Source organism: Paenibacillus sp. J31R109, from assembly GCF_059692055.1.
The window spans coordinates 41,898-53,869 of the sequence record NZ_JCAUAR010000011.1 but is presented as its reverse complement, the minus strand read 5'-3'; the positions used below and the strand labels follow the sequence as shown (position 1 = coordinate 53,869).

Annotated in this window: 11 protein-coding genes; 10 read left to right on the top strand and 1 reads right to left on the bottom strand. The window is 44.5% G+C overall.

Going from position 1 to position 11,972, the window contains the following annotated elements:
• Positions 1-31 precede the first annotated feature (31 nt).
• From AC58QT_RS24035 to AC58QT_RS24025, 3 genes are all read left to right on the top strand, one after another.
• Positions 32-685, top strand: coding sequence for a 3D domain-containing protein (locus AC58QT_RS24035; RefSeq protein ID WP_310501947.1), 654 nt, complete (start codon positions 32-34; stop codon positions 683-685).
• A 315-nt stretch (positions 686-1,000) separates the two neighbouring features.
• On the top strand, positions 1,001-2,524 hold the full coding sequence (locus tag AC58QT_RS24030) for a methyl-accepting chemotaxis protein (protein WP_497411319.1): 1,524 nt from the start codon (positions 1,001-1,003) through the stop codon (positions 2,522-2,524).
• Positions 2,525-2,599: 75 nt separating this feature from the next.
• Positions 2,600-2,980, top strand: coding sequence for a hypothetical protein (locus tag AC58QT_RS24025; RefSeq protein ID WP_497411219.1), 381 nt, complete (start codon positions 2,600-2,602; stop codon positions 2,978-2,980).
• Between the two features lie 47 nt (positions 2,981-3,027).
• On the opposite strand, the gene AC58QT_RS24020 is transcribed toward AC58QT_RS24025, so the two are convergent.
• Complete coding sequence (locus AC58QT_RS24020) at positions 3,028-4,317, bottom strand: ammonium transporter (protein ID WP_497411218.1); 1,290 nt, start codon at positions 4,315-4,317, stop codon at positions 3,028-3,030.
• Positions 4,318-4,589: 272 nt separating this feature from the next.
• Between AC58QT_RS24020 and liaF the strand changes: the two genes are divergently transcribed.
• From liaF to AC58QT_RS23985, 7 genes are all read left to right on the top strand, one after another.
• On the top strand, positions 4,590-5,708 hold the full coding sequence (gene liaF / locus AC58QT_RS24015) for a cell wall-active antibiotics response protein LiaF (protein ID WP_497411217.1): 1,119 nt from the start codon (positions 4,590-4,592) through the stop codon (positions 5,706-5,708).
• Between the two features lie 9 nt (positions 5,709-5,717).
• Positions 5,718-6,740 (top strand): HAMP domain-containing sensor histidine kinase, encoded by a 1,023-nt coding sequence (locus tag AC58QT_RS24010; RefSeq protein WP_497281192.1) that lies wholly within the window; start codon positions 5,718-5,720, stop codon positions 6,738-6,740.
• A gap of 12 nt (positions 6,741-6,752) precedes the next feature.
• Positions 6,753-7,403 carry a response regulator gene (locus AC58QT_RS24005; protein WP_497411216.1) on the top strand — a complete coding sequence of 217 codons (651 nt, stop codon included), beginning with the start codon at positions 6,753-6,755 and terminating at the stop codon, positions 7,401-7,403.
• A 103-nt stretch (positions 7,404-7,506) separates the two neighbouring features.
• Positions 7,507-7,920: a YugN family protein gene (locus AC58QT_RS24000; protein WP_497411215.1), complete on the top strand. Its 414-nt coding sequence runs from the start codon at positions 7,507-7,509 to the stop codon at positions 7,918-7,920.
• Positions 7,921-8,059: 139 nt separating this feature from the next.
• Positions 8,060-9,649 carry a S1C family serine protease gene (locus AC58QT_RS23995; RefSeq protein ID WP_497411214.1) on the top strand — a complete coding sequence of 530 codons (1,590 nt, stop codon included), beginning with the start codon at positions 8,060-8,062 and terminating at the stop codon, positions 9,647-9,649.
• A 120-nt stretch (positions 9,650-9,769) separates the two neighbouring features.
• Positions 9,770-10,459, top strand: a complete 690-nt coding sequence (locus tag AC58QT_RS23990) for a response regulator transcription factor (RefSeq protein WP_497281199.1) — start codon at positions 9,770-9,772, stop codon at positions 10,457-10,459.
• Position 10,460: 1 nt separating this feature from the next.
• Positions 10,461-11,954, top strand: a complete 1,494-nt coding sequence (locus AC58QT_RS23985) for a sensor histidine kinase (RefSeq protein ID WP_497411213.1) — start codon at positions 10,461-10,463, stop codon at positions 11,952-11,954.
• Positions 11,955-11,972 lie beyond the last annotated feature (18 nt).

The following is an 11,972-nucleotide window of genomic DNA, read 5'->3' as shown; positions in this document are numbered from 1 at the left end:
AGCCTACTTTAGTAGGGGGAGGCTTAAAACAATGAGAATAACCGATGCGCAGGTACAATCCAAATGGATTTTGGCGTGGATGGTGCTTACCGTTTTGGTCGTGATTTTTGGAGAAGAGAAGGTTAGTCATTCAGGTACAGACAGGGCGGCAATTACCGATACCCATATACAAGTTCAGCAAGGCAAACAACCCGGGATCGTTGAACCTGTGGCATTGCCTGTAGCTCAAGAGCATCAGCAGCAAGTGAGTTACCGTTTTGTACCCAATCTTGATTCAGATTTGTCGAAATACACAGCAGTCGAAGTGACTGCCACAGGTTACTTTGCAGGCAAAGAATCGACGGGGAAAACCCCAGATCATCCTACCTATGGAATTACATATTCAGGTATTAAGGTCAAACGTGATGATAAAGCTTTGTCAACGATTGCTGCAGACACGAAGGTGTTTCCATTAGGAACTGTTTTGTTTATCCCTGGTTATGGTTACGGGGTTGTCGCGGATACAGGAAGTGCGATTAAGGGGAAGAAAATCGATCTGTATTTTGATACGAAGGACCAAGTTTACAAAGAATGGGGTAAGAAAACCGTTAAGGTTTTTGTAGTGAAAAAAGGGAATGGCAAAGTGACAGAGGTCATTTGGAAACAGCTAAAAGACGAAATTTTGGCACCTGCCAAAGCGCTGTAATGGCCAAATTGGTAAAAAATATATTCATAAAAAATCCTGTTTGGGAAAAGATACTCATACAGGAGGTGATTGACATGGCAAAGAACAAGAACAACAAGAAAGCAGCGCAAGACGCTGAATTTGCTACTGAAGTAGCGGTACCTAACAAGCAGCAACAAAACAACACACAAAACCAAAATAAATAATAAAATAGCTGATATCAAAAACGGAGATCCGAATGGGTCTCCGTTTTTCTCGTTTCTTTTCCCGCGCTCCTACGATATAATGTAACAAAAACTAACATTATGTTCCTTTTGGGAGGAGTTTCGGTTGCGCATGTGGACGGATTCAAGGCAGAAAGCTTGGTTCTACGGTTTTGTCGTTATAGGTATTGGTTTGAATGCATTCGCTATTTATTCAGCTTCAAAGTGGGTTACCGTAGTGAGTGTTGCTATTTTTATGCTTATGGGTGTAAGCGCATTACTAAGCTCTAGAGCGTCAGGTAAAGCTCGAGAGCAGGGTACGCTTGATCACGAAGAACAATTTCGTACCTTTATCCAAGAATCGCAAGTTGTTGCGGATCGTCTAGCTGCGGCCGTTGAAGAAGTGAATCGCTCCATTGGCCATTTGCTTCAAATTGCGGATGCTTCTATCCAAGGCGAAGAGGAATTGAAGGGGCGCAGCCAGCATGCCGCTGGACAGCTCCAAGAGGCCTTTGCTGCGATTCAGCAGGTGTCTGCCGCTGCCGATCAGATCTTGGATTCGTCGTTACATATGCATCGTGAAAGTGAACAAACCAAAGATACCGTAGTTGATGTGTGTCGCTCCCTGAATACGACAGATGAAGTAATGAATGATCTGCACGTGAACAATGATACGATGCAGAAGAAAATTCAGGATTTAACAGCACATACCTCCAAGATTGAAGAAATCAATACTTTCATTACCGAAGTCGTTGCTCAAACATCCTTGCTCGCCTTAAATGCATCTATCGAAGCGGCTAGAGCTGGTGAACATGGAAGAGGCTTTTCAGTCGTAGCCCAGGAGATTAAGAAGCTAGCTGCGCAAAGCTATGAAGCCGTTCAGAAGTCTTCAGAGCTTCTAGCTGACATTGAGAGCGGCGTATCGCAGGTTGTCGCAGCGGTTGCTGAGGAGAAAGCCTCAGTTACGCACGGAATTGATGAGATGAAGGTGATGAAGGGCAAGATTGATACGATCTTCTCATTGATCCTCAACGTCAATAGCTTAGTGGCAAGCACAACGAGCTCAACGAAGCATCAATCTTCTCTGGTTTCGGGGACAAGGTCATCACTAGGGGAAGTTGTGGACTTGATGGAAGATACGATGTCGAGTGTTGAGCATACCTTGGATCAGATGAAAAAGCAGCGTCATGAGGTAGCGAGATTGCAGCATATTAATGAGAATTTAGATCGCTCTTCTGCAGAGCTCATCCAGGCAATCCAAGCAGTTGGCTTGAAGAGTAAAGCGGGAACCGTTCATGTGAATATTGAAGAAATGAAGCAATTGTTGAACGCGCTTGTTCGCGTACCTGACATCAGATCATTGCTGGAAGATAAGCATACCTCTCATTTACATGGCATCCTGAAGAAAACAGCAGGAGTTGAAGCGATTTGGTCTAATCGTGGTGATGGCACCTTTATTTACTCGGAACCAGAGGCAGGCTTAGTAAATGCCAAAGGCAGAGAGTGGTGGAAGCGCGCGATGGCTGGTGAACTCTTCATTTCGGACGAGTACGTGTCAGCTATTACGAAAAAACCATGTATTACGTTATCAAAAGCTGTCATAGATGACATGGGAAATCCAATTGGTGTCGTTGGAATCGATTTAGTGTTAAATTAATGGTTCTCAAACCGCTCTTTTTAGTGTAAAATAAGATTACTGTTATAAATCTTGACACGGAGAGATAGGTGACGGATGATGCTACAAGCATTGCGATCGGATGGAAAGCCCTTAAGAACACCAAGGAAAGCTGCGGAGGTACTTCCCTTCTTGGAAGCTTTTATTACGCGGAAAGAACAGCAGGCTCGGGAAATTGAGCAGGTTGTTGAGCGTTATGAAGTTAAGAGAATGAAGGAAGAACGGGCTTATCAAACCATGTCATCGTTTCGGCGCATGTTCTCCGGTAAGAAGCCTGATCATCATCTTGCTGTTGAGTATATCCATTATGTAAAGAAACCGATGGAGCAAGTAAGAAAGCTTCGTGCCGAAATCGAGCAAGCGAGACAAATCATGAATGATTCGAAGCCAGGGGAAGATATTACTTTCCCAGAAGAATTCGAAGATATATTTTCATAAAAGGAAGAGGACACTGCGAGTGCAGTGTCCTTTTCTATGTAGCTCTCTTATTGGTTATTCTTTAGATTCTGTAGATCTAAGAATCCTTCTTCTTGGCTATACGCGGGAACACCGTGTGACCCGACATCTAGACCTACTAGTTCCTCATCCCGAGTTACACGTAAAGGAACAATGAGCTTAATGAGCTTCAGGAATGCCCAAGTGATGAAGAAGCCCCATGCACAGACCGTAAGTAGACCTAGCGCTTGAACACCTAGAAGATCAAAGCCGCCGCCATAGAATAATCCAGCAGTTCCTTCGCGGATCGCGTCTGGTTTCGCGCATAAGCCAACTGCGAGCGTACCGATGCAACCGCTGATTCCGTGTACGGGGAAGGCCCCAACCGGATCATCAATTTGTTTGGATTCCAAGAATTCTGTTGCGTAGACCATGGCAATACCGCATATCGCACCGATGCAGATGGCAGCAGCATCACTTACAAAGGCGCAGCCTGCGGTGATCCCGACGAGCCCGGCAAGCGCACCATTGATAACCATCGGTGGATCAGCTTTACGATAGCGCATCATGGTGAAGAGGATACAAGCGGCACAACCAGCCGCAGCGGATAGCATCGTGGTGACCGCGATGTGCCCGATGGAAGCGTTGGTAGCGCTTAATGTGCTGCCGGAGTTAAACCCAAACCAACCGAACCACAGGATAAATGCGCCTACAGAGGCAAGTGGCAGGTTAGATGGAGGGACGATGTTAGCTTTTCCATCCGCAGAGAATTTGCCGATCCTTGGCCCGATAATCATCGCTGCAGCTAAAGCGGAGAAACCACCAAGACCATGAATGACAGCCGATCCGGCGAAATCAACCATGCCGAGCTTGCCAAGCCAACCATTGATGCCCCATACCCAGTGGCCAGCGACAGGATAGATAATTCCCGTCATGGCAATCGTATAAAGGATATAAGCGCGGAAATTGATGCGTTCTGCAACTGCACCAGATACAATCGAAATGACCGCGATAACAAAGGCGCATTGGAATAGCCAGTAGGTGTCATGTGAGATCGTTAACGCGATATGTGATAGATCTCCTCCCATGAAGAAGCCCGTTGTACCAATGATTCCTCCAACATCCTTGCCATACATAAGAGCAAATCCAAAAAAGTAAAAAATAAGAGCACCAAATGAGATATCTACGAACACTTTCATGATGATACTTACAGCATTCTTTTGTCTGACAAACCCTGCTTCAAGTAAGGCGAAGCCGCCTTCCATTAATAAAATCATAGCAGCAGTTAATACAACCCAAATCGTGTCTAAACCAGAAGTTAGTTGTTGGATTTGATCCATCCCTGTAATCTCTCCTTATAATACTAGCATTCTCAGCACCAATTATACGGTTCTGATGACATGGGTGTCAACGAATTACGTAAGAATACATGACATGAACATAGAATTGTTCGTCTTATACGACAGTCATGTGAGGTTTGGGAACCGCAGCCTCTAAAAAATCAGTCTCGAGACGGAGGGAGCGGTCAATCTAACGTCTCTTTTCATATTTCCTTGGATCTTATAAACTAGAGTTATCTTAACAACGCTTTACACAAATGGAGGAAGAACGTATGAATCCGCATATGCTTCAAAGAGTGATCTGGGGGCTAGTTCTCGTGTCCGCGGGGACACTCTTTTTACTAAATCAATTGGGAATCGTTCAAGTAGACATCGGATATTTGTTTTCCACGTATTGGCCAGCCATTCTTATTTGCTACGGTCTTATTGGTTTTGTCTCACAGCGCAAATACCATTGGGGTGGTTCCATCGGCAGCTTGCTGATGTGCGGGGTTGGTACCATTTTTCTACTGAAAAATTTAAATCTAACCGATCTATCCATTGGAGAAATGTTTAAGTTTCTAGCTCCGGTTGCATTAATATTCTTTGGCTTACATGTGATTTTTAGACCTGGCAAGAAAGAGTCACCTGATTGGCCTTCTATTAAGAAAGCCAAAGAGGAAGAAAGACAAGCGCGAAGAGAAGCGCATCGCATGCGTCATGCCCATCATAAGAAGAATTGGGAGTCAGCTGCTTGGAATATGTCCAATGATGTATCCAGCAATCCGAAAGAGTATAGCGACCATTCCGCAACAAGTAACGTGAAACATGGGCTAACAGAAGAAGAAAAAGAAGTTCTGAAGGATATTCACGGTACCTATCCGCTAGATAACCAACGTGATGACTGGCAGATTTCTGACGAAATTGATGCTAAAGAAAAAGCAGGCAGGGCTGCTCAGCCGAAGACAAACAGCTTTGATAACGATCACCAACATAAATATGATGGTTTTGTTCGTAATTTTGATTCAGGGAATGTGCTTCACCGTCATGGTTTTATAGGCGATGTTCATCTTGGTCAAGAAGCATGGGAATTAAAGCCTGTTCAAATCTCACATTTTATCGGTGACTCGGTTATTGATTTAACGCGTGCCTCAATACCTCGTGGAGAAACTACGATTCATGTTACTGCTTTTATTGGCGATGTGAAGATTTTCATTCCTAATGACATGGATGTAGAGGTGCGCGTCATGGCTAGCTCCTTTATCGGTGATATGAAGGTGCTTGATCGTCGAGAGAGTGGATTCCTGCGCAACATTCGAACACAAACTTCCCATTATGAAGAGGCTGAACACAAGATTGTTGTTACGACAAGCATGTTTATCGGTGATATCACAATTAAGAAGATAGGTTAAGGATGGAGTATGTATAAATTGCGAATGTTCAATATGAAGTGGCAGCTGCTAAATTACTTTCTCATCTCGAGCGTATTAACGGTTTCAGGTATTTATATCGTACTTGAGTATTACGAGAAGGAACTGAGTTCTTGGGACTTCCGATTGTGGTTCGCTATCGCGATACTTGTCGTGAGCTTGACCGTAGGTTTCATTGCAACTAGAAGATGGCAGCGTAAGGTAGACGAACTGCATGTCGCGATGTTGGAACTATCGAAAGGGAATTTCTCGGTTCGCATCGATATGGAGCCCGTTGAGCCATTCCTATACTTGTATGATGCTTTTAACAGCATGGCGACTTCAATTGAAAAACGTGTACAGCTGTTGCAGAAGTTAGGGGAAGCTGAAGCAATTCGGGATCAAGAGTTAACAGAAAATGCCGTGATGGAGGAGCGACGTCGGCTTGCCCGTGATCTCCATGATACGGTCAGTCAAGAACTGTTTGCTATTCATATGTCGGCTTCTTCTCTTCCTAAAATATTGGAAAGAAACCCATCGGCTGCACCAGCTCTGATGAATCAGCTCATCGAGATGTCCCATCACGCTCAGAAGCAGATGCGAGGTCTCATTTCACAACTTAGACCGATCGAATTAAAAGATATGAGCTTACAAGAAGCCCTGGAGAAATGGTTTCCGGAATATTGCCGGACGCATGAACTTCAGGGTCAACTTGATGTTTCGCTGCCTGAACTCATCTCAGAAGCGATTGAGCATCAGTTTTTTCTCATTATTCAAGAAGGACTTGCGAATGTCATTAAACATGCTTCAGCCAAGCAGGTTCGACTCGCGATTTATGAGCGGGAGCACCAATATGTGCTGCAATTACAGGATGATGGTCAAGGCTTTGAACGAAGTGATATTCCTTCTGCTTCCCACGGCTTGTCAACCATGAGAGAACGCGCACAAAAGCTTGGCGGCGAAGTAGAAATCGATAGCAAATTAGGCTCTGGAACGCGTGTGCGTGTGCGAATTCCGCGATTTTCTGGGCAATAGGGGGAAATAAGAATGAATCCGAACATTAAAGTGATGATTGTTGATGATCATGACATGGTACGTGTAGGTTTACGCACTTACATATCGCTTGAGCCTGGATTAGAAGTTGTAGGTGAAGCATCGAACGGTCAAGCGGCTTTTGATCAGTTGAATAAAGTTGATGATGATTTACTGCCAGATGTTGTTCTGATGGATTTAACGATGCCGGTATTAGATGGGATTGGCGCAACGAAGTTGATTTGTGACAAGTTTCCGCAGATGAAAGTGATTATGTTAACTTCCTTTCTAGAGGAAGCCAAGGTGTTGGAGGCTGTAGAATCTGGCGCCATTAGTTACATGTTGAAGACGGTTTCTTCTGATCAATTGATTCATGCGATTCAGAGCGCGTACCGCGGGATGCCGATTATGAATGCGGAAGTGTCTCAAGCGCTAACGAGAGGGATTAGACAGCGCAATGAATTGCCCGAGCAAGAGGGACTAACTGCGCGGGAACGAGAAGTGCTCCTCTTAATTGCCGAAGGGAAAAGCAACAAGGATATTTCCGAAGAGCTTTTTATTAGTATCAAAACGGTGAAAACACACGTCAGCAACCTGTTGATGAAGTGTGAGCTTGAAGATCGTACGCAATTGGCTATTTTTGCTCATCGTAAAGGATTGGTTTAGTACAATCGAACAAATAGAGGGATTATTGCACATAAAAACGTCAATTTGGCACATTCTATGCGTAAGCAAAATAATATGAGCGCTTAAGGAGTGTCCAATAGCTATGAAATCACTATCTTCCTCTTTGGAACAGGTTCAAGAAACATTTGACAAGGTGCGTGCCCAACTTGAACAGTTTGATTTTAACTTGGGTGGCGGTTGGGATTACGACCATGGCTACTTTGATCGTTCTTTAGATGAAGCGCATAAAGTGTGGCTGCGAATTCCGGTACAGGTGATCACGGGGAGAATTGACGGTGATGTCGAAGCGACCGATGCGCTTGTTGAAGTAGGTACCCCTTTTGTGCTAAAACATGTCTATAATGAAGGGCTAGATCCAGAGGCTGACCTCGAAACAGCAGGCGCGCTAATTGATCAGTTCCAAGCACCAGTGGATTCAGATGCGGGGATCGAAGAAAAATGGGTGAAAGAAGCCGCGAACGTACTCCAAAAAGTTGAACAAGCTTGGATTCACTAAAATATGTCCTATTTTTACCTCCATTTTATTGTTTTTTAATATTCGTTTAAGGTTGTGAGTGCATGATAGACACATAGAGAACAACATGATCCTTCAAGAGAGCATGCACTTATCATTTTAATCAATGGAGGTAAGACCCATGGACGAGAATAAAAAAGACTATAGCGACTTTTTCAAGCCGCAGAATAATGATAACAACGATGATACGAAGCGAGAACATACGCAAGGGAATGAAGGGCAAGAGGCTAACAAAGAAAGACCTTCCTACTATTATTCATATGGGCCATACAAATCTGCTTTTAATGAAGAAAGTGAAGGGCAAGCCTTAACGACGTCTTCCTCCAACTCGGAAGGAACTTCGAATGTTGAAGTAACACCTCCTAAGACACTGCGTCCTTTCAGCTTTGGGCCAGAGAATTCACCGCAAGGGCCGGCAGCTTGGGATCCGAATGCGAAGAAGCGTTCCTCGGTCAAGAGCATATTTGCTGCCTTCATGGCAGGGGCGATCGTTGTCGGTGGTTTGATGTTTACTGCGGATAAGACGAACATGTTCTCAGGTAATCAACCGCTTGCTTCCAGTGCGAGTTCAGCGACAGCCGTAGCAAGTGGTTCGAACAATGGCGATGTGAAGAAGGCAGCATTAGATGTAGTGCGCCCTGGTAACATTGCGGAGATTGCTCAAAACGCAGGACCTGCCATCGTAAAAGTGGAATCGCTTGTAAAGCCGAAGACTTCCAGCCGAAGCAATGGTGGTAATTCGCTTTTTGATGATCCATTCTTCCGTCAATTCTTTGGTGATAATGGCGGTGGGCAGACGACTCCGAAGAGTAATCAAAATGACGCAGGAAGCGGACAGCTGCAACCAGCGGGGATGGGAACTGGCTTTATTTTTGAGAAAACAGGTTATATCCTAACGAACGAGCATGTGGTTGATGGTGCAGATGAAATTCAAGTGACCGTAGAAGGCTATGACAAACCTTTCAAAGCCAAATTGTTGGGTAACAGCTATGACTTAGATTTAGCCGTGCTCAAAATTGAAGGCGACAAAGATTTCCCTATCCTTCCTCTTGGTAAAGCAGACGACGTTAACGTAGGGGACTGGGTTGTTGCGATTGGGAATCCGTACGGATTTGACCATACGGTAACCGTTGGTGTGCTTAGTGCGAAGGAACGTCCAATCAGTATTCCTGATGAGAAGGGTACGCGCGAATATAAACATCTCTTGCAAACGGATGCTTCCATTAACCCTGGTAACTCAGGCGGACCTTTGCTTAATTTGAACGGTGAAGTTATTGGAATCAATACAGCAGTAAGCTCGCAAGCACAAGGGATTGGCTTCGCGATTCCGACAAGTACGATTTCCTCCGTCCTTGAGAACTTGAAAAACAATGTTACGATTCCGAAAGAACCAATTCCTTACTTAGGGGTTGGCCTGCAAGATATCGGCAAAGACTGGGTTAGTGAATTGAAGCTGTCGAATACAGATGGTGCTTTGGTTGGTAGTGTGACACGCAAGACACCAGCTTTCCAAGCAGGTCTTCGCCAATATGATGTGATCGTAGATTTGAATAGTACGAAGATCAAGAATTCACAAGACTTAATTACGAAAGTTCAAACCTTAAAGGTTGGGGAAAAAGTGACATTGGGTATTATTCGTGATGGCAAACGCATGGAAGTCCCTGTAACAATTGGTGATAAAAACACACTTGCCGAGACGCCAGCTGAGTAACCTGCACGTATACAGAACTAAATGAAAGGAGTAGAGTCCGCGGCCTCAAGCTTGCAGGCTCTGCTTCTTTTTGCTAACCAGTAATTTTGTTACAATAGGATGTAGAATGGGGGCGGAGCAATGAGAGAAAATATTATGGTTATTGATGATGATGAGAAAATCACATCCATGCTCAGACGAGGACTTGCTTTTGAAGGCTACTTAGTCACGACGGCTGCGAATGGATTAGAAGGTCTTAAGCAAATGTTGGTGACCGAACCACAGCTTATTATTCTTGATGTCATGATGCCGCATATTGATGGCTGGGAAGTCGTTCGTCGCATTCGTGAAAGCGGCAGCGAGGTGCCAATTCTCATGTTGACTGCGAAGGACGATATTAGTGATCGCGTAAAAGGGTTGGATCTCGGTGCTGATGATTATTTGGTCAAGCCATTTGCATTGGAAGAACTCCTTGCCAGAGTCCGTGTATTACTTCGTCGAAGAGCAGAAAGGCCTGAACAGATGAACAACCGGCTCAGCTTTGAAGATGCTGTGTTGGATTTAGACACACGTGAGGTTTTCCGTGGAGATAAGTTGATTGAGTTAACGACGAAAGAGTTCGATTTATTGCATTTGTTCATGCAGAATCCCAAACGAGTGCTTTCGCGAGATATTATTATGGAAAAGATATGGGGCTATGACTACAGTGGAGAGTCCAATGTTCTGGAGGTTTACATAGCGCTGCTTCGCCAGAAGACAGAGGAGTTTGGTCATAAACGTCTGATCCAAACAGTTCGAGGAGCAGGCTATGTATTGAGAGGGGAAAATTAAAATGTCGCTTCGTTTGCGGCTAACGCTCTGGTATTCAGGCATTTTGGCCATCACGATGCTGCTTTTCGGTATTGTTCTTTACTTCTTCTTGAACTATTTTCTATATGATCAAATTCGTCAAGATGTAAAGAGGGAGGCCGTTAACAGCTCCTCACGTATCCAAAAAAGCATTGCTCTTTCTCAGAAAGGGCTCGTAGTCGATCTTGAGTTAGAGAGTAGAGATTTCTTTACTACGAATACTTTTTTGCAATTATATAATATTGCGCTGAAAAGCTATAACCGATCACAGAATTTGCAATATTATGATCAAACGTTACCGATGGATCAGTCCATCATTGATAAGCTGCAACGGCAGGTGGATAAACAGGAAGATGAAGTGGGGCTTTTTCAGAAAACGAAGATCCTGGGGCAAGATTTCTTAATCTACAATTTAGGCATCATCTCGGATAATCAGGTTAAACTCATAGGAGTTCTGCAGTCAGCGGTGCCAATTGGCAGTTACGAGCGAACGGCTGTTACGCTGCGTTACACCCTCATCATATGGGCTATCTTAACCATCATTGTCGCAGCTTCGTTAGGTTGGTTCTTGGCACGTAAGGCACTTAAACCAATCGAGCGTGTCATTGACGCGGCGAACCAAATCGAGAGTGGTGACGATCTTGAGAAGCGCATTCACTATGATGGACCTCTGGATGAAATAGGGCGGTTAACAAATACGATTAATGGGATGCTGGCGCGTATCCAAATTACGTATGTGGAATTAGATGAGGCTTACCGCGCACAGCGTAGATTCGTATCGGATGCTTCTCATGAGCTTAGAACGCCATTAACGACAATTCGCGGCAATGTGGATTTGTTGGAGAAAATGTGGAAGCAAACGTCAGGGACGAAAGCGTTGGCGACGCCGGAGCAAGTTCAGATGTCCTTGGAAGCGATGCACGATATTGCCGGGGAAGCACAGCGAATGAGCAGATTAGTCAACGACTTGCTCGCACTTGCGAGGGCTGACGCGGGTGTTCTCATGGAGAAACAACCCATTGAATTTAAGCCTTTAGTGCATGAGGTAGTACGGAGGGCGCAGTTGCTCGAACATACGGCAGAATGGCAGGTTGGCAATCTAGATGCGCTTGAGGATGCGATTGTGCAAGGGAATCGTGATTACTTGCAGCAATTGCTGTTTATTTTTATTGAAAATGCCTTTAAATACACGCCAGCTGGGACTGTTTCAATTGAAGCGATACGGAGGAACACCTTTATTGGCATACGTATATCCGACACCGGCATAGGGATGGATAAAGAAGATATTCCCCATATTTTCGATCGATTCTATCGCGCTGACTTGTCTAGAGGCGTAACAACAGGGACTGGATTAGGACTTTCCATTGCCAAGTGGATCATTGATGAACATGATGGTTCTGTTGAAGTTACTACACGGAAGGATGAAGGAAGTACATTTTTAATATGGATCCCGGCAAACTTCCCTCATGCCATATAATCAGATATAATTAGAAGA